Annotated in this window: 22 protein-coding genes and 1 pseudogene; 12 read left to right on the top strand and 11 right to left on the bottom strand. The window is 70.7% G+C overall.

Translation table 11 applies throughout. From position 1 onward, the window contains the following. Positions 1-402: 402 nt before the first annotated feature. The 4 genes and pseudogenes from ACT4N7_RS24450 to ACT4N7_RS24435 form a co-directional block, all read left to right on the top strand. Entirely contained in the window at positions 403-2,220 is a 1,818-nt protein-coding gene (locus tag ACT4N7_RS24450) for a GAF domain-containing protein (RefSeq protein ID WP_444831178.1), read from the top strand. Next, positions 2,217-2,876, top strand: a complete 660-nt coding sequence (locus ACT4N7_RS24445; protein WP_444831177.1) for a response regulator — start codon at positions 2,217-2,219, stop codon at positions 2,874-2,876. Before ACT4N7_RS24450 ends, ACT4N7_RS24445 begins: the two co-directional genes overlap by 4 nt. 132 nt (positions 2,877-3,008) lie before the next feature. Then, positions 3,009-4,220, top strand: coding sequence for a non-hydrolyzing UDP-N-acetylglucosamine 2-epimerase (wecB, locus tag ACT4N7_RS24440; RefSeq protein WP_444831176.1), 1,212 nt, complete (start codon positions 3,009-3,011; stop codon positions 4,218-4,220). A gap of 78 nt (positions 4,221-4,298) precedes the next feature. Then, positions 4,299-4,490, top strand: a pseudogene (locus ACT4N7_RS24435) (family 1 glycosylhydrolase); the annotation flags it as partial. On the opposite strand, the gene ACT4N7_RS24430 reads toward ACT4N7_RS24435, so the two are convergent. After that, on the bottom strand, positions 4,435-5,424 hold the full coding sequence (locus ACT4N7_RS24430; protein ID WP_444831175.1) for a beta-ketoacyl-ACP synthase III: 990 nt from the start codon (positions 5,422-5,424) through the stop codon (positions 4,435-4,437). The pseudogene ACT4N7_RS24435 and the gene ACT4N7_RS24430 overlap by 56 nt on opposite strands. Before the next feature lie 239 nt (positions 5,425-5,663). Here ACT4N7_RS24430 and ACT4N7_RS24425 point away from each other — a divergent pair, with 239 nt between their 5' ends. Beyond that, a complete protein-coding gene (locus tag ACT4N7_RS24425; RefSeq protein ID WP_444831174.1) occupies positions 5,664-6,143 on the top strand; it encodes a phosphoribosyltransferase family protein in 480 nt (159 codons plus the stop codon). Positions 6,144-6,198: 55 nt separating this feature from the next. On the opposite strand, the gene ACT4N7_RS24420 is transcribed toward ACT4N7_RS24425, so the two are convergent. After that, positions 6,199-7,086, bottom strand: coding sequence for a 3-hydroxybutyryl-CoA dehydrogenase (locus ACT4N7_RS24420; RefSeq protein WP_444831173.1), 888 nt, complete (start codon positions 7,084-7,086; stop codon positions 6,199-6,201). Between the two features lie 55 nt (positions 7,087-7,141). Further along, positions 7,142-10,375: a fused isobutyryl-CoA mutase/GTPase IcmF gene (icmF, locus tag ACT4N7_RS24415; protein ID WP_444831172.1), complete on the bottom strand. Its 3,234-nt coding sequence runs from the start codon at positions 10,373-10,375 to the stop codon at positions 7,142-7,144. Between the two features lie 149 nt (positions 10,376-10,524). On the opposite strand from icmF, the gene paaI reads away from it, so the two are divergent. Continuing rightward, positions 10,525-10,890, top strand: a complete 366-nt coding sequence (paaI, locus tag ACT4N7_RS24410) for a hydroxyphenylacetyl-CoA thioesterase PaaI (protein WP_444831199.1) — start codon at positions 10,525-10,527, stop codon at positions 10,888-10,890. 3 nt (positions 10,891-10,893) lie between these two features. Next, on the top strand, positions 10,894-11,355 hold the full coding sequence (locus ACT4N7_RS24405; protein ID WP_444831171.1) for a nucleoside deaminase: 462 nt from the start codon (positions 10,894-10,896) through the stop codon (positions 11,353-11,355). A gap of 285 nt (positions 11,356-11,640) precedes the next feature. On the opposite strand, the gene ACT4N7_RS24400 is transcribed toward ACT4N7_RS24405, so the two are convergent. Next, complete coding sequence (locus ACT4N7_RS24400; RefSeq protein WP_444831170.1) at positions 11,641-12,111, bottom strand: DUF3291 domain-containing protein; 471 nt, start codon at positions 12,109-12,111, stop codon at positions 11,641-11,643. Positions 12,112-12,129: 18 nt separating this feature from the next. After that, a complete protein-coding gene (locus tag ACT4N7_RS24395; protein WP_444831169.1) occupies positions 12,130-12,726 on the bottom strand; it encodes a hypothetical protein in 597 nt (198 codons plus the stop codon). Positions 12,727-12,831: 105 nt separating this feature from the next. Between ACT4N7_RS24395 and ACT4N7_RS24390 the strand changes: the two genes are divergently transcribed. The 4 genes from ACT4N7_RS24390 to ACT4N7_RS24375 all read left to right on the top strand — a co-directional run bounded on the left by ACT4N7_RS24390 (position 12,832) and on the right by ACT4N7_RS24375 (position 15,845). Next, complete coding sequence (locus ACT4N7_RS24390) at positions 12,832-14,142, top strand: class I SAM-dependent methyltransferase (protein ID WP_444831168.1); 1,311 nt, start codon at positions 12,832-12,834, stop codon at positions 14,140-14,142. A gap of 56 nt (positions 14,143-14,198) precedes the next feature. Then, positions 14,199-14,942, top strand: a complete 744-nt coding sequence (locus tag ACT4N7_RS24385; protein WP_444831198.1) for a DUF1295 domain-containing protein — start codon at positions 14,199-14,201, stop codon at positions 14,940-14,942. Between the two features lie 21 nt (positions 14,943-14,963). Further along, positions 14,964-15,425: a peroxiredoxin gene (locus tag ACT4N7_RS24380; protein ID WP_444831167.1), complete on the top strand. Its 462-nt coding sequence runs from the start codon at positions 14,964-14,966 to the stop codon at positions 15,423-15,425. A 72-nt stretch (positions 15,426-15,497) separates the two neighbouring features. Beyond that, complete coding sequence (locus ACT4N7_RS24375; protein ID WP_444831166.1) at positions 15,498-15,845, top strand: permease; 348 nt, start codon at positions 15,498-15,500, stop codon at positions 15,843-15,845. Positions 15,846-15,903: 58 nt separating this feature from the next. Here ACT4N7_RS24375 and ACT4N7_RS24370 read toward each other — a convergent pair whose 3' ends face one another. The 6 genes from ACT4N7_RS24370 to ACT4N7_RS24345 form a co-directional block, all read right to left on the bottom strand. Continuing rightward, the gene (locus tag ACT4N7_RS24370) at positions 15,904-16,635 is read right to left on the bottom strand and encodes a peptidylprolyl isomerase (protein WP_444831165.1); all 732 of its coding nucleotides are present in this window, start codon (positions 16,633-16,635) and stop codon (positions 15,904-15,906) included. A gap of 121 nt (positions 16,636-16,756) precedes the next feature. Next, on the bottom strand, positions 16,757-17,704 hold the full coding sequence (locus ACT4N7_RS24365; RefSeq protein WP_444831164.1) for an LCP family protein: 948 nt from the start codon (positions 17,702-17,704) through the stop codon (positions 16,757-16,759). 383 nt (positions 17,705-18,087) lie between these two features. Next, a complete protein-coding gene (locus ACT4N7_RS24360) occupies positions 18,088-19,350 on the bottom strand; it encodes a class I SAM-dependent methyltransferase (protein WP_444831163.1) in 1,263 nt (420 codons plus the stop codon). Beyond that, the gene (locus ACT4N7_RS24355; protein WP_444831162.1) at positions 19,347-20,069 is read right to left on the bottom strand and encodes a DUF1365 domain-containing protein; all 723 of its coding nucleotides are present in this window, start codon (positions 20,067-20,069) and stop codon (positions 19,347-19,349) included. Before ACT4N7_RS24355 ends, ACT4N7_RS24360 begins: the two co-directional genes overlap by 4 nt. Continuing rightward, the gene (locus tag ACT4N7_RS24350) at positions 20,066-21,340 is read right to left on the bottom strand and encodes an NAD(P)/FAD-dependent oxidoreductase (protein ID WP_444831161.1); all 1,275 of its coding nucleotides are present in this window, start codon (positions 21,338-21,340) and stop codon (positions 20,066-20,068) included. Before ACT4N7_RS24350 ends, ACT4N7_RS24355 begins: the two co-directional genes overlap by 4 nt. Before the next feature lie 12 nt (positions 21,341-21,352). Further along, positions 21,353-22,057, bottom strand: a complete 705-nt coding sequence (locus tag ACT4N7_RS24345) for an alpha/beta hydrolase (protein ID WP_444831160.1) — start codon at positions 22,055-22,057, stop codon at positions 21,353-21,355. Between the two features lie 90 nt (positions 22,058-22,147). Here ACT4N7_RS24345 and ACT4N7_RS24340 point away from each other — a divergent pair, with 90 nt between their 5' ends. Next, a complete protein-coding gene (locus tag ACT4N7_RS24340; RefSeq protein ID WP_444831159.1) occupies positions 22,148-22,972 on the top strand; it encodes an alpha/beta fold hydrolase in 825 nt (274 codons plus the stop codon). Positions 22,973-23,122 lie beyond the last annotated feature (150 nt).

The following is a 23,122-nucleotide window of genomic DNA, read 5'->3' as shown; positions in this document are numbered from 1 at the left end:
ATTAGGCGCTTTCAGTCCATTGTCGCCATTGCGCGCTCGACCCGCCGCAGAGCCGGAATTCCCGGTTGCGACCGCCTGGCGAGCGGCCCGACCACACCCGGGACAAGTCCCGGCGACTTGGTGCCGAAATACCCTGCCGCACGCCGATCCCGGACGCGGGCGACCACCCTGTGGTGAGGGCCGATAGACGCGGAGTCACGATCCGTCACCTGGTCACCGACTCGCCGGATACTGTGGCGGTAGCCGACAAGCGGGTATTTCGCGGCGCCTCCACTTGCGTGTCGACCCAATCGCGACCACGCTCGACCTACGAATGACGGGAAATCGCGTACCGGGTGTATCAAACGCGAGAAGGTGAACGATCCCTTCTTGGGGAAGCCGGCCCGGGGACGAGCCGGACGAGTGCGAACCGAGAGTGGGGGCACCGTGCTGGGAACGGGTGCGAACGAGGCGGGTGGGCCGGACGAGGCGCTGTCCGGCGCGCTCGCCGCGGACCTGCACGCGTTGCGCCGCAACAACCTCTTCCGCGGCCTGATCGAGCGCGCGGCCTCGGCCGAACTGTCCCAGGATCGGGTTCGGCACCTGCTCGACGCGGTGCTCTCGGTGTCCAGCGACCTGTCCCTGCCCGACATGCTGGACCGGATCGTCGCCGCGGGCTGTGAACTCGCGGGCGCCCGCTACGGCGCGCTCGGCGTCCTCGGCGCGGGCGACGACCTGGTCGAGTTCACCCACACCGGCATGGACGAGGCGCTGCGCACCGCTATCGGGGTGCTACCCGCGGGCAAGGGCGTCCTCGGCCTGGTCGCGCAGCAGACCGTGCCGCTGCGCCTCGACGACGTGACCGCGCACGCGGCGGCCGCGGGTTTCCCGCCGCACCACCCGCCGATGCGGTCGTTCCTGGGGGTGCCGATCCGAGTTCGCGGCGAGGTGTACGGCAACCTCTACCTCGGCGAGAAGGTCGGCGGCCGGTCGTTCACCCAGGACGACGAGGACGCCGTCGTCGCCCTGGCCGCCGCCGCGGGCATGGCGATCGACAACGCCCGCCTCTACGACAAGAGCCATCGGCGCGAGCAGTGGCTGCGCGCCACCAACGAGGTCACCGCGATCCTGCGCACCGGCCCGCCCGAGCAGGGCGCGCTCGACCTGCTGGTCCGCCGGGCGCGGGAGATCCCGGACGCGGTGCTCGCCGTGGCCGCGGTGCCCGACGGGCCCGAGCACCTGGTGCTGCGCGCGGTCGACGGCGACCTGGCCGACCTGCTGGTCGGCGTACGGCTGCCGGTGCTCGCCAGCCTCTCCGGCGACGTGTTCAGCACCTGCCGCGGCAGGCTCATCGAGGACGTCGCCGCCGCGGCCTTCACCCGCTCCAGCACCACCTACGACCAGCTCCCCGACGGCATCAAGGCGCTGGGGCCCGCGGTGATCGTGCCGTTGAGCACCGGACAGCAGCCGCTGGGCGTGCTGATCGTGGCGAAGAACCGCGGCCCGGCCCCGTTCGACGACGACGACCTGCGGATGGTGGCCAGCTACGCCGGGCACGCCGCGCTCGCCATCGAGTTCGCGCACGCCCAGCAGGGGCGGCAGCGGCTCGTGCTGCTGGAGGAGCGCGACCGCATCGCCCGCGACCTGCACGACCTGGTGATCCAGCGGCTGTTCGCGATCGGCCTCGGCCTGCAGGGCACGATCCGAACCATGGAGCCCGCCGGGGGCGCCCGGCTGGGCGAGTTCGTCGCGGAGATCGACCAGACCATCCGGGAGATCCGGCGCAGCATCTTCTCCTTGCAACAGCCCGCGAACGGGCCCTACAGCCTGCGCGGGGAGATCCTGCGCGCGATCTCCGACGCGACCGCGTCGCTGGGCTACGAGCCCACCGTCCGGCTGGAGGGGCCGCTGGACTCGGTGGTGCCGCCCGAGGTGCAGCTCGACCTGATCGCCACGCTGCGCGAGTCGCTGTCCAACGTGGTTCGGCACGCCGACGCGGGCAGCGTGCAGGTCACCGTGTCCGTCGACCGGCGCGCCACCGCGCTCGGCCTGCTCGTGCGCGACGACGGGATCGGCCTGCCCACGGGCATCACCCAGCGCAGCGGGCTGGCCAACATGGCGCAGCGGGCGCAGCGCTGGCACGGCTGGTGCCACATCGACTCCCCCGCCGCCGGCGGGACCCGGGTGGACTGGGAGGTGCCGCTGGCACGGCACCCGCGAGGCCAGGAGGCGAATGGATGAGCATCTCCGTGTTCGTGCTCGACGACCACGAGGTGGTCCGCCGGGGACTGCGCCAGCTCCTCGACGTCGAGGAGGACATCGACGTGGTGGGTGAGGCGGCCACCGCCGCGCAGGCGCTCGCGCGCATCCCGGCGCTGCGCCCGGACGTGGCGATCCTCGACGTGCGGCTGCCCGACGGCGAGGGCGTCACGGTGTGCCGCGACGTCCGCGCGGCCGTCGAGCCGCCGCCCGCGTGCCTGATGCTCACCTCGTTCTCCGACGACGAGGCCCTCTTCGGCGCGATCATGGCGGGCGCGTCGGGCTACATGCTCAAGCAGGTCACCGGAAACGACCTGGTCTCGGCGGTGCGCACGCTCGCCGCGGGCGAGTCGCTGCTCGACGCGGGCGTCACCGCGACCGTGCTCGACCGGCTGCGCGCCGGGCGCTCCGAGGACCCGCGCTACAGCACGCTGAGCCCGCAGGAGCGCAAGATCCTCGACCTGATCGCCCAGGGCATGACCAACCGGCAGATCGCCGCGCAGCTCTACCTCGCGGAGAAGACGGTCAAGAACTACGTCTCGACCCTGCTGCACAAGCTCGGATTCGACCGCCGCACCGAGGCCGCCGTGTACGCCACGCGACTGCAGAACGTCCAGCGCGGCGCCACCCGGACCTGAGCCGCGATTGCGGACCGTCACCGTCCACAGTGGAAAATAGCGTGGTCGGCGTGTCGAAACGGCCTAAACTGCTACCGCGGGTAACGTCGGAGTCGGTATCGCCGACAGGGGAAGCAGGACGGGAGGGGGCCGATGAACACGCTGGTTCCGCTGCCCGAGCCGCTGCCGCCGGGGCGCGTGCCCGAGGTGTGCCTCGTCGTCGGTGAGCAGTCGGCCGCGGTGAAGCTGGCCCCGCTCGCCACCGCGATGCGCCGCCGCGGCCGGGTTCGGCCCGTGCTGCTGGCCTGCGGCGACCACGCGACCGCCGTCACCGAGACGCTGTCGGCCTTCGGGCTCGCCGCCGACATGCTGGTCGAGCTGGCCCGCGACGGCCAGGACACCACCCGCGCGGCGGCGCAGCTCCTCGCCGGGCTCGACCACGCGTACACCGACCGGCCGCCCGACGCCGTGGTGGTGCAGGGTGACACCGCGACCGCGTTCGCGGGCGCCATGGCCGCGTTCTGGCGTCGTGTGCCGGTGGTGCACCTCGACGCCGGGGTGCGCTCCTTCGACCTCACCGCACCGTTTCCGCAGGAGGGCCACCGCAGGCTGATCGCCCAGGTCTGCTCCCTGCACCTGGCCGCCACCCCCGACGCGACGGCCAACCTCGCGGGCGAGGCGCACGCGGGCCCGAAGGTCGTCACTGTCGGCAGCACCGCCGTCGACGCCGGTTTCGACGCCCTCGACCGCCACCGAAGCCACCCCGACGCGCGGGTACAGGCCATCGAGGACACCGTCGTCGCGGGCGAGTGCCGGATGGCGTTGGTGGTGCTCGACCCGACACACTGGGCCGACGACGAGCTGACCAGGGTGCTGCACGGAATCGCCGACCTGGTGCTGGCGACCCCGGACCTGGAGGTCGTCCTCCCCGCTCCGCGCGGCAGCGACCTGCGCCACCGCGCCTACGACATGCTCGGGCGGCTCGTGCGAGTCACGATCACCGACCCGCTGCTCCAGCCGGAACTGGTCTGCCTGCTCTCGGTCGCGGCGGCGGCGGTCACGGACTCCGACGTCCTGGCGGAACAGGCGCCGAGCTTCGGCGTGCCGGTGCTCGTGCTGGGCGGGGAGTGCGGCACATGGGCCGAGCCCGCGCACCCGGGCCACCCGTGGACGGCGGGCGCCGACCGTGCCGTGATCGCCCGGATCGCGGAGAAGCTGGTGCTGAGCCATGTCGAGCGGCTCGCGGTGGCTCCGGCGGAGAACCCGTTCGGTGACGGGTTCGCGGCGGTTCGGTGTGAGCAGGCGGTGCAATGGCTTCTCGGCCTGCGCAAACGCCCCCACGAATTCGCGCCCGGCCGCCCTTGACGGTGTCCCGGTCCGCCACGACTCCTACGTGACATTCGCTCATAGTCCCGTCCGCTGACTGTCGCGAAAGGACACTGCCGATGTTCGGCCACGGACAACTTCGAGTGGTCGGCCGGGTATCGGGAGCGGTTCGGCCTGGTGCACGTGGACTACGCGACCCAGACGCGCACCCCGAAGGACTCCTATTTCTGGTATCGCGACCTGATCGCGGGAGCTACACCGGGGCGGGGACCCGCGCGGGCAGCCGCACCACCTGAGCCGCGTAGGTGAGTCCGGCGCCGAAGCCGATCAGCAGCGCCAACCCCTCCGGCGCCGCCAAACCCTCCCCCAGCAACCGGTCCAGCGCCATCGGGATCGACGCCGCCGAGGTGTTCCCGCACTCCACGACGTCGCGGGAGACCACGGCGTCCGGGGCGCCGATCTTCTGCGCCAGCGCCTCCACGATGCGCAGGTTCGCCTGGTGCGGCACGATCGCGGCCAACTCCCCTGGCCGAATACCGGCGCGCTCGCACGCCTGTAGCGCGATCGGGTGGATCTCGGTGGTGGCCCACCGGAAAACCGCCTGGCCCGCCATGGCCATCCGACCGCCAGTCGGCATGTGGATCAGGTCGGCCGCGGCGCCGTCGCTGCCCCAGACGATCGGGCCGATGCCGGGCTCGGCCGACGCGGTGACCACGGCCGCCCCCGCGCCGTCGCCGAAGATGATCGAGGTACCGAGGTCGGCCCGGTCGACCAGCGCGGACATCTTCTCGGTGCCCACGACCAGGATCGTGCGCGCCGAGCCCGACCGCACCGTGTCGGCGGCGACGGCCAGCGCGTAGCAGAACCCGGCGCAGGCCGCGTTGAGGTCGAACGCGGCGGCCCGGGCCGCGCCGAGCCGGGCGGCGATCCCGGCGGCGAGACCGGGGATGGGGACTTCGAGGCTGCACGTCGCGACGATCACCAGGTCGAGGTCGGCGGCGTCGACCCCGCTGTGCGCCAACGCCCGCTCACCCGCCGCGACGGCCATGTCGTCGACCGTCTCGCCCACGCAGGCGAACCGCCGCGAGACGATGCCGGTGCGCTCGCGCACCCAGTCGGCGGTGCGGCCGAAGCGGGCCGCGATCTCCGCGCTGCCGACCGAACCCGTCGGAAGGTACGACCCGACGCCCGCCAGCCGGGCGCCGGGCATGCCCACGGACTGCCGTAATGCGATAAGTGCCACCTCATCACTGTGCGGAATTACCGCCGAGTACAGCCCCAAGTGTGACGAACACGTCAACGGACGGTGCAACCGGAATTCGATTCACCCGACCCAGTGACTCACCGGTAACTTGTTCTCGCTGGTACGAGCCCCAGAACGGGGTTTGAATACGCACCGTCGGGGTAATCCACCAAATCGATAACGCCGCACGCCGAGTGCTGACGCCCCTATTACTCGTGCGGGTCGGGCAGGATAGTCGAATGGGCATCCCGAACGACCTTGTGCGCCGCGGCCACGTCGTCTTCGAATCCGGCCACCACGGCGACACCTGGCTCGACCTCGACCTGCTGATCACCCACCCGGCCCGACTGCGCGACGCGGCGGGCCTGCTCGCCGCGAAGCTGGCCGGGACCGCCGCCGACCTCGTCGTCGGCCCACTCGACGGCGGCGCGTTCCTCGCTCAGTGGGTCGCCGCCGCCTTGGGCACCCGGTTCGCCTACACGACGCGGACAGTCACCGCCGACGGCACACCGCGGTACGCCGTGCCGCCCGGACTCGACGTCCGCGGCACCCGGGCGGTGGTAGTCGACGACGCGATCAACCTGGGCTCGGCCACCGAGGCGACCGTGCGAGCGCTGACCGAGTGCGGTGCTGCCCGGTCGCCCTGGCGAGCGTGTTCGTCTGCGCCCCCACCGGCCCCCAGGTCGGACCGCGCCTCGGCCTGCCGCAGGTGTGGCTGACCGAGATCGCGACTGCCGTCTGGCGACCGGCCGAGTGTCCATTGTGTACTGAAGACTAGTACTGGTAGAAGCCGCGGCCGCTCTTCTTGCCCAGCAGGCCCGCGTCCACCATGCGCAGCAGCAGCGGCGGCGCGGAGTAGAGCTGCTCCTTGAACTCCGAGTACAGCGAATCCGCGATGGCCTTGGTGGTGTCCAGGCCGATGAGGTCGGTCAGCCGCAGCGGGCCCATCGGGTGCGCGCAGCCGAGCACCATGCCGCTGTCGATGTCGTCGGCCGAGGCGAAGCCGGACTCCATCATCCTGATCGCGGACAGCAGGTACGGCACCAGCAGCGCGTTGACGACGAAGCCCGCGCGGTCCTGGGACAGGATGACCTGCTTGCCCAGCGCGGACTCCACGAAGTCCTTCGCGCGGTCGCGGGCCTCCGGCGCGGTGAGCAGCGACGGCACCAACTCGACCAGCTTGAGCACCGGCACCGGGTTGAAGAAGTGCACGCCGATGACCTGCTGGGGCCGCGAGGTGGCCATGCCGAGCTTCATGATCGGGATGGACGAGGTGTTCGAGGCGAAGATGGCGTCCTGGTCGGTGACGACCTTGTCCAGCGTGGCGAACACGTCGACCTTGACCTGCTCGATCTCGGCCACCGCCTCGATGGTGACCTGCCGGTCGGCGAAGTCGCCGAGATCGGTGGTGAACCGCATCCGCGACAGCGCCGCGTCCCGCTCCTGCTCGGCCAGCTTGCCGCTGCGCACACCGCGGGCCAGCGAGGTCTCGACGCGCTTGCGGCCTCCGGCCAGCGCGTCGGCACTCACCTCGGCGACGATGACGTCCAGCCCGGCCCGCGCGCACACCTCCGCGATGCCCGACCCCATCAGACCGGACCCGACCACGCCGACCCGGCTGATCTCGCTCGGTGCCTTCGGTTCACTCGCACGCTCGCTCACTCGGCGACCCTCATCTCTTCCCTCGACACCGTTGTCGCCCCGCGATTGTCCCGCATCACACGTTGCGCCGGTACTGACCGCCGACTTCGAAGAACGCCTCGGTGACCTGACCCAGCGTGCACACCCTGGCCGCGGTCATCAGCTCGTCGAACACGTTGCCGTCGGACGCGGCGACCTCGCGCAGCCGCGCCAGCGCCGCCTGTGCCTCGTCGCCGTGTCGCCGCTGGTATTCCCGGGTGCGGTCGACCTGGGAGCGCTTCTCGTCCTCGGTGGCGCGGGCCAGCTCGATCTCGAACACCTCGTCCTCCTCGCCCTTGGCGGGCAGGAAGGTGTTCACGCCGACCAGCGGCAGCGTGCCGTCGTGCTTGCGGTGCTCGTAGAGCATCGACTCGTCCTGGATACGGCCGCGCTGGTAGCCGGTCTCCATGGCGCCGAGCACGCCGCCGCGGTCGGAGATGCGATCGAACTCGGTGAGCACGGCCTCCTCGACCAGGTCGGTCAGCTCGTCGATGACGAAGGAACCCTGCATCGGGTTCTCGTTCATCGACAGGCCCCACTCCTTGTTGATGATGAGCTGGATAGCCATCGCGCGGCGCACCGACGACTCGGTCGGGGTGGTGATCGCCTCATCGAAAGCGTTGGTGTGCAAGGAGTTCGCGTTGTCGTACAGCGCGCACAGCGCCTGCAGCGTGGTGCGGATGTCGTTGAAGTTCATCTCCTGCGCGTGCAGCGAACGCCCGGAGGTCTGCACGTGGTACTTGAGCTTCTGCGAGCGCTCGGCCGCGCCGTAGCGCTGCTTCATCGCCACCGCCCAGATGCGCCGCGCGACCCGGCCGATCACCGAGTACTCGGCGTCCATCCCGTTGGAGAAGAAGAACGACAGGTTCGGCGCGAAGTCATCGATGTTCATGCCGCGGGCCAGGTACGACTCCACATAGGTGAAGCCGTTGGCGAGGGTGAACGCGAGCTGGCTGATCGGGTTCGCCCCGGCCTCGGCGATGTGGTAGCCGGAGATCGACACCGAGTAGAAGTTGCGGACCTTGTGCCGGATGAACCACTCCTGGATGTCGGCCATCATCCGCAGGCTGAACTCGGTGGAGAAGATGCAGGTGTTCTGGCCCTGGTCCTCCTTCAGGATGTCGGCCTGCACCGTGCCGCGCACGTTCGCCAGCGCCCACGCGGCCAACTCCGCGTGCTCGTCGGCCGAGGGCTCCCGGTTGTGCTCCAGCACGAACGCGTCGACGCGCTGGTCGATGGCGGTGTTGAGGAAGTACGCCAGGATCGTCGGCGCGGGGCCGTTGATCGTCATCGACACCGAGGTGGTCGGCGAGGTGAGGTCGAACCCGTCGTAGAGCGCCTTCATGTCGTCCAGCGAGGCGATGGACACCCCGGAGGTGCCGACCTTGCCGTAGACGTCGGGCGGGGTGTCGGGGTCGCGGCCGTAGAGCGTCACCGAGTCGAACGCGGTGGACAGCCGCGTGGCCGGGTTGCCCGCGGAGAGCAGCTTGAACCGGCGGTTGGTGCGGAAGGCGTCGCCCTCGCCCGCGAACATCCTGGCCGGGTCCTCGCCCTCGCGCTTGAACGGGAACACCCCCGCGGTGTACGGGAAGCCGCCGGGCAGATTCTCCTTGCGCAGGAACCGGACCAGCGACGGGTCGTCGTCGAAGCGGGGCAGCGCCACCCGCGGAACCCGGTTGCCGGACAGGGTTTCCCGCCACAGTGTGGTGTGCAGCTCCTTGTCGCGGACCCGCACCACCAGCTCGTCCGCGGCGTACCGCTCGACGGTCGCGGGCCACTGGGCGAGCAGCTCGGCGGTGTCGCGGTCGACTCGCCGCTCGGCATCGGCGGCCAGTCGCTCGATATCCTCAGTGGACGAACCGGCGGCGGAAAGCGCCTGCCGCGCGGTCGAAAGCGCGGAGTGCGTGCGCACCGCGGCGACCTGCTCGTCGGTCTCGCGGTGGTAGCCGCGGACCATCTCGGCGATCTCGGACAGGTAGCGCGCCCGCGCGGGCGGCACGATCGTCGAGGCCGAAGTGGACACTCGGGTCTCGACGCGCGCCAGCGTGCCCTCGCCGAACGCGACGCCCTTGTCAGCCAGTAGTCCGCGCAGTTCCAGGTAGAGCGCGGTGACACCGTCGTCGTTGAAGGTGGCGGCGCTGGTGCCGAAGACCGGCATGTCCTCCCACGACTGGCCGAACGCCTCGCGGTTGCGCACGAGCTGGCGGGCCACGTCGCGGCGGGCGTCCTCGGCGCCGCGGCGCTCGAACTTGTTGATGGCCACCACGTCGGCGAAGTCGAGCATGTCGATCTTCTCAAGCTGTGACGCGGCGCCGAATTCCGGTGTCATCACATACAGCGAGGTGTCGACGTAGGGCACGATCGCGGCGTCGCCCTGGCCGATGCCGGGGGTCTCCACGATCACCAGGTCGTTGCCCGCCGCCTTGCACGCGGCGATCGCGTCAGCCAGGCCGTCGGGAACCTCGGAGCCCGCGCCGCGGGTGGCCATGGAGCGGAAGAACACGGTGCCGCCGTCGAGGGCGTTCATCCTGATGCGGTCGCCGAGCAGCGCGCCGCCGCCGCGGCGCCGGGTCGGGTCGACGGCGATGACCGCGATGCGCAGCTTGTCCTGCTGGTCGAGGCGGAGCCTGCGGACCAGTTCGTCGGTCAGCGAGGACTTGCCGGAGCCGCCCGTGCCGGTGATGCCCAGCACGGGCACCGTGCGCGCGGCGTCGGCGATGGCGGCGCGCACGTCGTCGGCGAGAGTGCCCGCCTCGATCTGGGTGATGGCCCGGGACAGCGCGCTGTGGTCGCCCGCGAGCAGCGCGTCGCGGTCGACGGGCGCCGCCTGGGCCGGATCGACGTCGCACGCCTCGATCATCGAGTTGATCATCCGGGTGAGGCCGAGGGTCTGGCCGTCCGCCGGGGAGAAGATCCGCGCCACACCGCGCGCGTGCAGCAGCTTGATCTCGTCGGGGACGATGACGCCGCCGCCCCCGCCGAACACCTTGACGTGGCCGGCGCCCTGCTCGGCCAGCAGTTCGACCAGGTAGCTGAAGTACTCGACGTGGCCGCCCTGGTAGGCGCTGATCGCCACGCCCTGGACGTCCTCCTGGATGGCCGCCGCGACGACCTCGCGGACCGACCGGTTGTGCCCCAGGTGGATCACCTCGGCACCCTGGGCCTGCAGGATCCGGCGCATGATGTTGATCGCCGCGTCGTGCCCGTCGAACAGGCTGGCCGCGGTCACGAACCGGACCGGGTGCGCCGGGCGGTACAGCGGTGCGGACATGGCGGGCCTCCTGGGACATGTAGGACCGAGTAATTTAGTTTGACGTCCTACATTCGGAAGTGCAAGGAGTCTGTGGTGGAACTCTCCCGCCTACGATGGCGGCCTGCCGACCATATCGAGGAGCCATGACCCCAGAGCCCGTCACCCGGATGATGGCCGACGACCTGGCGTCGGCCTCGCTCGGCATCACGCTGCACGCCGCCGGGCCCGGCCACGCCGAAGTGGGCATGACGGTCACCGAGACCATGGTCAACGGCCACGGCATCGGCCACGGCGGCTACGTGTTCCTGCTGGCCGACACCGCTTTCGCGTGCGCGTGCAACAGCCACGGCCCGGTCACCGTTGCGGCGGGCGCGGACATCACTTTCGTCGCCGCCGTCCACCTGGGCGATGTGCTGGTCGCGCGGGCGACCGAGCGCACGCGGTACGGGCGCAGCGGCATCTACGACGTCACCGTGTCCCGCGGTGCCGAGGTCGTCGCGGAGTTCCGCGGCCGCAGCAGGACGGTCAGGTAACCCATGGAGAAGTGGCTCGACGAGGCCATCCGCCTCGCCCAGGACAACGTCGCCGCAGGTGGCGGCCCCTTCGGCGCCCTGATCGTGCGCGACGGCGAGGTGCTCGCCCGCGGGGTCAACCGGGTCACCCACGACCTGGACCCGACCGCCCACGCCGAAGTCGTCGCCATCCGCCAAGCCTGCGCCACGATCGGCGACTTCCGGCTGACCGGCTGCGTCCTGGTGTCGTCGTGCGAACCATGCCCGCTCTGCCTGTCGGCCGCCCTGTGGGCCCGCGTCGACCAGGTCCTCTACGCCGCCGACCGCGACGACGCCGCGTTGGCGGGCTTCGACGATCGGGAGTTCTACGAGGTGTTCGCCCGCCCTCGGGAGAGTTGGCCGGTGGCGGTGGCGCAGGTGCGCACCGGAACGGAAACGGACCCGTTCACCGCCTGGGACGCCCGAACGGACCGGGTCGACTACTAGCCTTGCTCGAACCTCGCACGTCGCGGTGCCCAACAACGCGGGAGCGGCTCATGACCGAGTCCACTGAAGAAGCAGAGGACTACCTGGACGCAACGCGCGGGACAAGTGGACCGACTACCGCCTCAACGCGGCCGACATGGCGGCGCGTGTCATGGCTCGCCTGGCCGACCTGGAAAAGTCGGCCAAGTAGGGCACGGGACAAGATGACGCTTGTCAGTTCGATGCACCTTCCTTCGGCATCCGTGGGCCACACCACCGACACACGCTCATTCACGCGCGGATGGACTACTGACCGGACCGGCTGCCGCGTCGGATGGGTCTGCCGTCTTGGGTGAACTGTCGCAGCAGGGAGAACGCCTGCGGGGACGGTCCGAACCTCCGCAGGTGGCTCAACCGGGCCAGCGCGTGCTCGATGCCGGGCAGTTCACCCGCGCGCATCCACCACAGCGCGGTCGACGGCTGCGGTGTGGGGCGAAACCACCTGTCCCGGTGCAGCAGCAGTCGGCCGTGGGCACTGCGGTAGACGAACTCGTGCATGCTTCGGTAGTCCCGCCACACCGAGAGGTTCACGACCTGCTCGCAACCGTCGCGGGTGATCACGGCGTGGCCGCCCGTGGAGCGCAGGCGCCAGACGAAGCCGGGGGTGTCGTCGGCCAGTCGGGAGACCGGGTCGAAGGCGGCCGCGAACTCGGCCATCGACGGGTCGGTCAGCGGTGCGCGCATGATCGCCACGTTCACCTGCGCCAGCTCCCACACCGGGCCAGCTTAGAAGCGTCAGCGGACCAAGAGGAAGACGGCGCCGCCGACGACCGGGCCGAGTAACGCGCCCACCAGCACCTGGGCCACCGTGTGATCCCCCAGCACCACCCGCGACCAGCACACCAGCGCCAGCGGGCCGAGCAGCGGCAGGCTCCACGGGCCGTAGAGCAGGGCGACCATGGCGATGGCACCGCCCGCGACCGCCGCGTGCAGCGAGACCTTCCAGAACCGGGTGACCGCGATGCACACCGCCAGCGTGGCGAACATCGACACCGACAGCGCCACCACCTCCCGCGGCGCGTCGCCGACGAGGAGCAACGCGATGCCGACCGTGGTCGAGCCGAGGCCGACCATCAGGGGCAGGAACCGGTGTTCGCGGTCGCGCACGTGGTGGGTGTCCCAGCGGCCCTGCCGGGCACCGCGCAGGATGAAGGCCATCGGCAGAACGCTGGAGAACAGCGCCACCGACAGGCCCCACAGCAGCGTCGCGCCGAGGTGGTGGGCCGTCGCGTGCCAGGCGACCGCGAGCGGCAGCACCAGCACGACCACCGCCGGGGAGAACACCTCGGTCACGGCGCGCGCGAACCGGCCGCCTGCTGTCGTCGTCGTCACGGACCCGATATTTTCACCCTGTGCCGCCGGTCCGGGAACCCATCCCCCGACGGTGTGACGACGAATAACCCGCAACCGTGCCACGACGACGATCGGAGCCCAGCGGTGGCCGCATCCGCCCCAGTCGCATCCACACTGGCCGAGGTCGCCGAACGCGTGCTCGGCGCGCCGCTACCGATCCGGCTGCGGGCCTGGGACGGCAGCGAGGCGGGCCCCCAGGGCGGACCGGTGGGCATCGTCCGATCGCGGCGGGCGCTGCGGCGGCTGCTGTGGGACCCGAACGAGCTCGGCCTGGCCCGCGCGTACGTCTCCGGCGACCTCGACGTCGAGGGGGACCTCTACGAGGCGCTGGCCCTGTTCTGGGCGCTGACCCGGGAAAGCAAGATCAGCAAGCCGAAGCTGACGCTGAAGGAGAAGGCCGAGCTGGTGCTGACCGGCGTCAAGCTCGGCATCGTCGGCAAGCGCCCGCCCGTGCCCGCCGAGGAGGCGCGGCTCTCGGGCAAGGAACACACCAAGGCGCGCGACCGGGCCGCGATCGCGCACCACTACGACCTGTCCAACGAGTTCTACAAGCGCGTGCTCGACCCGCAGATGGCCTACTCCTGCGGCTACTGGACCTCCCGCGAGCCCGGCTACACCGTCGAGGACGCCCAGCGCGACAAGCTCGACCTGGTGTGCACCAAGCTCGGCCTCAAGCCCGGCATGCGCATGCTCGACGTCGGCTGCGGCTGGGGTTCGCTGTCCATCCACGCCGCCAAGCACTACGGGGTGCACGTCACCGGCATCACCCTGTCCAAGGAGCAGCGCCAGTTCATCCTCGCCCGGCTCGACGAATACGACCTGACCGACCGGGTCGACGTGCGGCTGCAGGACTACCGCGAGCTGGCCGACGAGCCGTTCGACGCGATCGGCACCCTGGAGATGGGTGAGCACGTCGGCGCGAAGAACTACCCGGTGTACGCGGCCACCCTGTTCAGGATGCTCAAACCGGAGGGACGCCTGCTGCTGCAACAGATGTCGCGCGGCGCGGTCGCGCAGGGCGGTGGCGCGTTCATCGAGTCCTATGTGGCCCCCGACATGAACATGCGCCCGGTCGGGCAGACCGTCGACCTGCTGACGGACGCCGGCCTGGAGGTCCGCGACGTCGAGGCGATCCGCGAGCACTACGTGTGGACGGTGCTGGCCTGGGCGGACACGCTGGAGCGGAAGTGGGACGAGCTGGTCGCTTTGGTCGGTGAGCAGCAGGCCCGGGTCTGGCGGCTCTACATGGCGGGCGGCGCGCTCGCGTTCGCGGAGAACCGGATGGGCGTCGACCAGATCCTCGCGGTCCGGCCGACCGCGGTGGGCTCGGCCGGGCTGCCACGCACCCGGGCCGAGCTGCTGGCCCACCGGCCGCAGGCCGAGGTCGCCCGGTGAACTACGGCGCCCTGCTGCTCAACCTCGCCGTCAGCGCCGCCGCGGTGGCTCTGGTCATGGCGGCCACGTTCGCGATCAGCCTGCGCCGCGGCAAGTGGGACACCATCGACACCGTGTGGGGTCTGGGTTTCGCCGGCGTCGCGTTGGTCTCCTTTGGACTGTCCACAGGGGACGGATCGCTGGCGTTGCGGCTCGTCGTCACCGCGCTCACGGTGATCTGGGGCGTCCGCCTCGCCGCGCACCTGCACATCCGCAACCACGGCAAGCCGGAAGACCGCCGCTACGCCAAGATCCTTTCCGACGCCAAGGGCAGTCCCAACGCGCACATGGTGCGGGTCGTGTTCCTGCCCCAGGGCGTGATCATGTGGTTCGTGTCGCTGCCGGTGCAGGTCGCGCAGTACGGCGAGCAGTCGTTCGGAATCCTGGGCTACCTGGGCGTCGCGGTATGGCTGACCGGGTTCCTGTTCGAGACCGTCGGCGACTGGCAACTCAGCCGGTTCGCCGCCGACCCGGTGAACAAGGGCACCGTGCTCGCCACCGGCCTGTGGCGCTTCACCCGGCACCCCAACTACTTCGGCGACGCGTGCGTGTGGTGGGGGCTCTACCTGCTGGCGTGCCACTCGTGGGTGGGCGCGGCCACCGTGCTCTCGCCGCTGGCCATGACCTACCTGCTGGCCAAGGGCACCGGCAAACCGCTGACCGAGAAGCACCTGTCCAACAGCCGCCCCGGCTACGCCGAGTACGTTGCACGCACGAGCGGGTTCTTTCCGCTGCCCCCGAAGAAAACCCACGCCGTCTAACAGAATCGAGGAGTTGTCCCTATGAAGCCCGGAGACCTCGTGTCCGACTTCAAGCTCAAGGACGAGACCGGGAAGGAACGCTCGCTGCAGGAGTTCCTCGACACCGGTCCGGTCGTGCTGTTCTTCTACCCGGCGGCGATGACCGGCGGCTGCACCGCGGAGAGCTGCCACTTCCGCGACCTCGCGGCGGAGTTCGCCGAGGTCGGCGCGCACCGCATCGGGATCAGCCCGGACTCGGTCGACAAGCAGGCGCAGTTCTCCACCCTCAACTCGTTCGACTTCCCGCTGCTGTCCGACCCGGACGGCACCGTGGCGACCGAGTTCGGCGTCCGGCGCAAGTTCGGCCCGCTGCTGACCAAGCGCAAGACCTTCGTGATCGACACCGACCGCAAGGTGCTGGAGGCGGTCAAGAGCGAACTTCGCATGGCCGTGCACGCGGACAAGGCGCTCGAAGTGCTGCGCGCCCGCAAGAACGCCGCCTGAGGTATTCACACCTTCGAAGGAGTCCGACCTCGGTCGGACTCCTTCGCGGTGGCGAACCGGTAAACTTCGGCCATGGCTCAGCCCGACAACCTTGAGGCTCGCGTGACCGCGCTGGAAACGCAGGTACGCACACTGGTCGACCGCGTATCCCACAGTGCGCGAGACGCGGCGGCCGCCCGCGTGTTGGCGGGCGGCGCGGACCGGGACGTCAGCGAGATCCGCACTGAGATCCGCGAATTCCGCGAGCAGAACACCCGAGTCCTCAACGCGATGCGCGAAGACCTGACCGACCTCCGCAGCCACGTCGACACCGGGTTCACCGAGATGCGCGGCAAGTTCGACGCCGCCGCCACCGGGCATCAGCAGGTCGTCAGCCTGCTGAACACGATCATCGCCCAGAGCGACCACAAGGACCAGTAGCCCAGACGCGAGGAAGGTGGCCTTCGATCTTCGAAGGCCACCTTCCTCGCGTCTCAGGTCAGCACGCGCGGGCGGTGCGGATCGTCGTGGTCAGCACCGGCGTGCCGTCGACCGGTGCGGGCTCCTCGGCCGTCGGCACGATCCCGCCGGCGGCCACCTTGTCCACAGTGGACAATCCGGTGGCGTCCACGGTGCCGAACACCGTGTAGTCCGGGCGCAGCCGGGAATCGCCGTACACCAGGAAGAACTGGCTGCCGTTGGTGTCCGGCCCGGCATTCGCCATGGCCAGCGTGCCGCGCGCGTAGACCTTGCGCGTGCCGGTCGTGTCGCCGGGCCAGGGCGGCAGGGTCGTCGGCAGTTCGTCCTTGTACTTGTAGCCCGGACCCTTCTCCCCCGTGCCGCTGGGGTCGCCGCACTGCAGCACCTTCAGCGTCGGGTACGCGGTCAGCCGGTGGCAGGTGGTCAGGTCATAGAACCGGTGCCGCGTGAGGTGCAGGAAGCTCTGCACCGTGCACGGCGCCTGCGCGCGGTCCAACGTCAGCGTGATCCGGCCCTGAGTGGTCTTGAGCTCGACGTCGACCGTGCCCCGGTTCGGCGTGCGCCGCGGGTCGCGCGGCAGCGGCACCGGCCGGGCGGCGGGGTCATCCGGGGTCTCGGCGTACTGGCACGGCCCGTTGGTGACCCTGGGCGGCCGGTCGGCGGTGGCGGGCCCGGCGGTGACCACAAGACTGCCCGCGACCAGCACGGCGGCGACCACCCCCTGGTGCAGCCGGGTGAGCAGGGTTGTCACGTGGCTCCTCCTTCGTCGGCGGCGAGGTCATCCGCATCGTCGCCGCCGGCGAGTGTAGGGGCACGGTCCGTGACCGGGACAGGGGTTACCGTTTGCCGGCTCAGCCCCCGAGCGGACCGGCTCAGCCCCCGGGCGGACCGACGATGACGTCGGCCGGGACCTCCGCGTCGGTCTTGAGCGCCTCGAACAGCCTGGGCGCCTTGGCCTTGTCCCACACGATCACCGACCCGACCCCCTTGACGCTCTGCGCGCCACCCATCGGCACGGTGGTCGTGGTCAGGCCGCCACTGCCCGCGGCGCCCATGGCGAACGCCAGGCTGGGCAGGTGGTGCAGGTGGTCGCCCTCGTCCACGGTGATCGCGTCCGGCGCGCTGCCCAGCAGGGGGAACAGCTTGAACGGGTTGAGGATCGTGCCCAGGCTGGTGGCCTTGTCGGTGAGCGCGCCGATGAACTCGCGCTGGCGGATCACCCGGTCGAGGTCGGCGCGCGGCCCCTTGCGGGTGCGGACGTAGCCGAGCGCCTTGGCGCCGTCGAGTTCCTGGCAGCCCGCGGGCAGGTTGATACCCGCGAGCGGGTCCTCGATCGGGGCGGCCAGGCACAGTTCGACGCCGCCGACCGCGTCCACGACGTCGGCGAAGCCGCCGAAGCCGATCTCCATGTAGTGGTCGAGCCGCAGGCCGGTGTTCAGCTCGACGGTCTTGGCCAGCAGTTGCGGGCCGCCGAAGGCGTAGGCGGCGTTGAGCTTGTTCTTGCCCTTGCCCGGAATGTCCACATAGGAGTCGCGCAGCAGCGACACCAGCGTGGGCTTGGTGTCGTTGTCCGGGATGTGCATCAGCATGATCGTGTCGGTGCGCTGGCCCTTGGCGTCGCCGGTGGCCAAGCGCTCTTCGTCCTCGGCGGTGAGGCCCGCACGGCTGTCGGAGCCGACGATCAGCCAGTTGGTCCCCGCACCCGCGGCGGGCCTGCCCTCGTAGTCGCCCAGCGCCGCGACGCGGTTGAGCGAAGACTCCAGGTAGATCCACAGGGCGGCGAGCAGCGCCACGATGACCAGCAGCACGACCAGCGCCACCCGGCCGAAGCGCCGCTTGCGCCGCGGCGGCGGAACCGGACCACCCTGCCGGGGCGGCGGACCGCCGCGTCCGGGCGGCAGCGGGTGACCTTGTCCTGGAGGGACTCGGTGACCCTGCGGCGGCCGATACGCTGGCGGCGGCTGCTGAGGCGACCTGGGCTGGTCCATCCGACGGGTCGGGTTGTAGCCCGGTCGATTCGGCTGCCCCTGGGCGGGTCCATAGGTCATGCGAGTGTCACCAGCCTGGCGAGTCACGAACACCGTTCCCCTTCGCGCGGGATTCTCCCACTCCCGTCCACAGGACGCGGGACCACGCTCGGAGGTTGCCTCGCACACGGTACGGGCCGGGCGATCGGTTGATCACCCGGCCCGCGCCCGCGGCGTCAGCGGCCGATGGAGAACTGCCGCACGCCGATGTAGCCCGAGCGGAAGCCCGCCTCGCAGTAGGCGAGGTAGAACTCCCACATGCGGCGGAAGGTGTCGTCGAAGCCGAGCGCGGACACCTGCGACCAGTGGCCGAGGAACCGCAGCCGCCACTGCCGCAGGGTCTCGGCGTAGTCGTGGCCGAAGTCGCGGAACGCGTGCACCCGCATCGAGGTGTGTTGGGCGAGGCTGCTCTGCACCGCCTCGGGCGAGGGGATGATGCCGCCGGGGAAGACGTACTTGTGGATCCAGGTGTAGGAGTCCTTGGTGGCCATCATCCGGTCGTGCGGCATGGTGATCGACTGCAGGCCGAACCGCCCGCCCGGCTTGAGCAGGCGGTCGACGGCGCCGAAGTAGGTCGGCCAGTAGCGCTCGCCGACCGCCTCGATCATCTCCACGCTGACCACGGCGTCGTAGCTGCCCTGGGCCTCGCGGTAGTCGCGCATCAGCACCTGCACCCGGTCGGCCATGCCCGCGTCGGCGATTCGCTTCTCCGCCAACGCCTTCTGCTCGGCGGAGATGGTGAGCGAGGTGACCCGGGCACCGCGCTCGGCGGCCCGTAGGGCCAGCGCGCCCCAGCCGGTGCCGATCTCCAGCACGTGCGTGTCGGGGCCGACCATCGCGTAGTCCAGCACGCCGTCGATCTTGCGCAACTGTCCTTTGTGGAGGTCGGTGGAGCCGGGCTCGAACCACGCCGAGGAGTAGGTCATGGTCTCGTCGAGGAAGGTGGCGAACAGCTCGTTCGACAGGTCGTAGTGCCGGTGGATGTTCTGCCGCGAACCGGAGACCGTGTTCTCCTCCGAGGACGGCTGGCGCCGGTCGACCCAGCGCCGGAACGCCTGCAGCCGCGGCGGGATCAGCGTGCTCATCCGCGCGGAGAACTCGGTCAGCAGCTCGACCAGCGAGTTGCTGGTCCAGTCGCCCACCATGTACGCCTCGCCGAAGCCGATCTTCGCGTCCACCCCGAGCCGGTGGAAGAACGCCGCCGGACGGTGGATCCGCATGACCGGCGAGTCGGGGCCGCCCGCGCCGATCCGGCGCCCGCCGGGGAACACGACCCGGATGGGCAGGGTGCGGACCGCGTTGTGGAACAGGCCGCGGGCGATCCGGGCCCGCATCGGGTTGTTCGGCGGGGTGAACAGGGTCTCCCAGCCGTCGTCGGTCTGGTGCTGGACCGGCCGGTCGGACGAGGTGCCACCGGGCCGGAGGGAGGTTTCGGTCACTGGACTCCTTCTTGCGGGATGTGCTTGGGGCGGCGGACGACCGGGACCCGGCGCAGCCACAGCGCGACGCCGTGTCTGCGGATCAGGGCCGAGACCCACTGGGTCATCAGCGGACGACGCAGGATCATCCTGATCACCTCCGCCGGGGTGGCGTCCTTGCGGGTACCCGTGAGGGTTGCGGTGAACGGTGTCTTTCCGTTCTGCCGCAGGGTTACCGTGAGGGAAAGCCTCGCACCGGGCCGCGGCACCCGCATCAGGTAGTGCCCGCCCATCTCCAGGAACGGCGAGACGTAGAACTCCTTGTCGGTGCGCGCCCGGCCCGCCTCGTCGGTGCGCAGCAGATAACAGTGGCGCTCACCGTAGGTGTTGTGCACCTCGGCGACCACGCACGCCAGTTCGCCGTCCGCGTCGTGCACCCAGTAGACCGTGATCGGGTTGAACACGTAGCCGAGCACCCGGGCGTTGGCCAGCATCAGCACCCGCCCGGTGACCGCCACGCCCTGTGTGGCCAGCCAGCGCACCAGATTGTCCTTGATGGACGATGCCGGGTCGCCGAGGTGGTCGCGCGCCTCGAACCGCGCGAACGGCCGCAGCCACCGGGGCAGCCGCGGCGGCTCGTCGAGGTCCACCAGCCACAGGTAGACCGGGTGCTCGAACGCCTTGTCGATCCGTTCGAACCGGACGTGGCTGACGGAGGCGTCGTAGAGGGCGGCGGTCATGTGTCCCAACCGGACCCGAGGCACTCGGCCGCGCGCACGCCCGACGCGCAGCCGTCCTCGTGGAAACCCCAGCCGTGGTAGGCGCCCGCGTAGGCGAGGGTGCCGTCGTTCAGCTCGGGCAGCCTGCGCTGCGCCGCCACGGACTCCGGGGTGTAGATCGGGTGCTCGTAGACCATCCGCCGCAGCACGCTGGTCTCGCCGATGCGCGCGGCCGCGTTGAGGCTGACCACGTAGTCCTCCGGCTCGGAGAGCCCCATGAGCCGGTTCATGTGGTAGCTGACCTGCACCGGGCCGTCCACCGACGCGCACGCGGGCTTGAGGTAGTTCCAGGACGCGCGGGCGTTCTCCGCGCGCGGCAGGATCGAGGTGTCGGTGTGCAGCAGCGTCTCGTTGGTCGAGTAGGCGAACGCGCCGAGCACGGCCCGCTCGGCCGCGGTGGGCTCGGCCAGCAGCCGCAGCGCCTGGTCGGGGTGGGTGGCCACGACCGCGCGGTCGAAGCGGTGCACGTCGTCGGCGTCGTCGCGAACCTCGACCTGGTCGCCGTCGCGGCGCAGCGCGCGGACCGGAGTGGACACCGCCACGGCCGAGAGCCCCTTGACCGCACGCTCCACATAGGTCCGGGAGCCGCCGACGACGGTCTTCCACTGGGGTGAGCCGGTGACCGCGAGCATGCCGTGGTGGTCGAGGAACTCGAACAGGTAGCGCGCGGGGTAGCGCATGCTCAGCTCGGCGCCCGATGACCACACCGCGGACACGACCGGGATGAGGAAGTGGTCGACGAAGTACTGCGAGTAGCCCCCGATCACGACGAACCCGCGCAGCGTGATCTCGCCAGGGTCCTCGCGCAGCACCCGCTTGGCGTGCACATGGAACCGCTTCACCTCGGCGAGCATGCGCAGGAACCGCGGCCGGGTCAGGCTGGCGGGCTGGGCGAAGATGCCCTTGGCGCCGCGGGCCCCCGCGTACTCCAGGCCGCAGCCCTCGCAGCGCACGCTCATCGACATCTCGGAGGCGCGGGTGGCCACGCCGAGTTCGGCGAACAGCCGCAGCAGGTTCGGGTAGGTCCGCTCGTTGTGCACGATGAACCCGCTGTCGACCTGGGTGAGCCCGCCGTCGGGGGTGGGCAGGTCGTGGGTGTGCGCGTGCCCGCCGATCCGGTCGTCGGCCTCGAACAGGGTCACGTCGTAGCGGCGCTGGAGCAAGTAGGCCGCGGTCAAACCCGAGACACCGCTCCCGATGACCGCCACGCGCCGTCGATCGCCAGCCGTCACTGGGGTCCTCCTCTAGAGCGGAACACGGAGCCCTTCCGGCGAGGGCTGTCCCAGTGCATTCGTTATGACCGGGTCGATCGGTTGGGTGTCGAGGACACCAAGGACGAAGCCGGTGACCAGGCGCGTCCACTTGTCGGCCTGGCGCAGCATCGCGTGGCTCTCGCCGTGCACGTCGAACCGGGCGACCCGGTCGGTGACGAGCTTGGCGCGGCGGGCGTAGCTGTAGGACAGCTCCGGGTCGGTCATCCGGTCCTGCACGCCGTGCGCGATGAGCACGGTGCGCCCGGCGAGCTGGTCGACCGGCTCGCCCGGCTTGGTCCACGGGGCCAGCCCGCACACCGCGACCACGGACTCGTCGCCCGCCACGCGCAGCGCGACCCGGCCGCCCATGGAGTGCCCGACCAGCACGACCGGTACGTCGCCGTGCACGCGGCGGATCTCGTCGAGCGCCCACCTGGCGTCCCGCACCGGGTCGAGGGCGGGGGCGTTCCAGCCGCGCAAGCGGTTCATCAGCAGCCAGACGGCGATGCCCTTGTCGGCACCGCCACGGGCGATGTCCTTGGCGAAGGGGATCATCCGCAGGTAGGCGAGCTGGAAGCGGCGCACTCGGGCGTGCCCGCGCTCACGGCCGCCGTGCAGCACGAGCACGACGGCGCGGACGGTGTCGGGGTCGCCGAAGACCCGGAGGTGCGGAGCGGGCTCCGAAGACTCGTTCACACCTCCATGTTCGCAAACCGAGCCCCGCCGGCCTGGTCTGCCGGGCCCGGATCACAGCCCGTGTCGGTGGTGCTCGGTAACGTGCGCCGGGTGAGCGACCATGTCCAGATCACCACGGCGGCGGGCACATTCGACGCGCTGTCCGGCGGCTCCCCCGGCGACCGCCCGGTCCTGCTGCTGCACGGCTTCCCCGAGGCCGCCACCGCGTGGGCGCACCAGGTGGCCGAGCTGGGCCGCGCCGGCTACCACGCGGTCGCGTTCGACCAGCGCGGCTACTCCCCCGGCGTGCGGCCGGAGGAGGTGGCCGACTACCGGATGGACGAGCTGGTCGGCGACGTGCTGGCGATCGCCGACGAGCTGGGCTGGTCGCGGTTCGACCTGGTGGGCCACGACTGGGGCGCGACCGTGGCCTGGCACACCGCCGCCGAACACCCCGAGCGGGTCCGCACGCTGACGGCGGTGTCCACACCGCACCCGAGCGCGCTGGCCGCGGCGCTGCGCGAGGACGAGGAACAGCAGCTCCGGTCGCAGTACATGGCGGTGTTCCGGGAGCGCTCGGCCGAGCGGCGGCTGCTGGACGACGACGCGGCCGCGCTGCGCCGGATCTACGAGTACCGGCCCGCGCCGTCGCAGATCGACGACTACGTGGTGCGGCTGTCCGAGCCGGGCGCGCTGACCGCCGCGCTGAACTGGTACCGCGCCGCGCGGTGGAACGTCGCGCCCGAGGCGGTGGCGGTGCCGACGATGTACGTGTGGAGCACCGAGGACGTCGCGTTCGGCTCCGCGGCGGCCCTGGCCTGCGGCAAGTGGGTCACCGGGGCCTACCGGTTCGAGATGCTGGAGGACGTCTCGCACTGGGTGCCGGAGGAGGTGCCCGAGACGCTGACCGCGCTGCTTCTCGATCATCTGGCCTAGATGATTGATTCCGTGAAGTTGGTGTGCGAGGTAGGACGTTGGCGAGGTGCCTGCTGGGCAGGTCCTTTTCCAACGTCCCCCTCCCGAACCGGACTGGCCCGTTTCCGGGCATCCGGCTCTCCAGTGACTACTGCGTGAGTGTCGCGGCGG

The sequence above is a fragment of the Actinokineospora sp. genome (assembly GCF_052390155.1).
Classification (GTDB): domain Bacteria; phylum Actinomycetota; class Actinomycetes; order Mycobacteriales; family Pseudonocardiaceae; genus Actinokineospora.
Note: the sequence above shows the minus strand (reverse complement) of the source record. Positions and strands in the feature narration are given on the sequence as shown.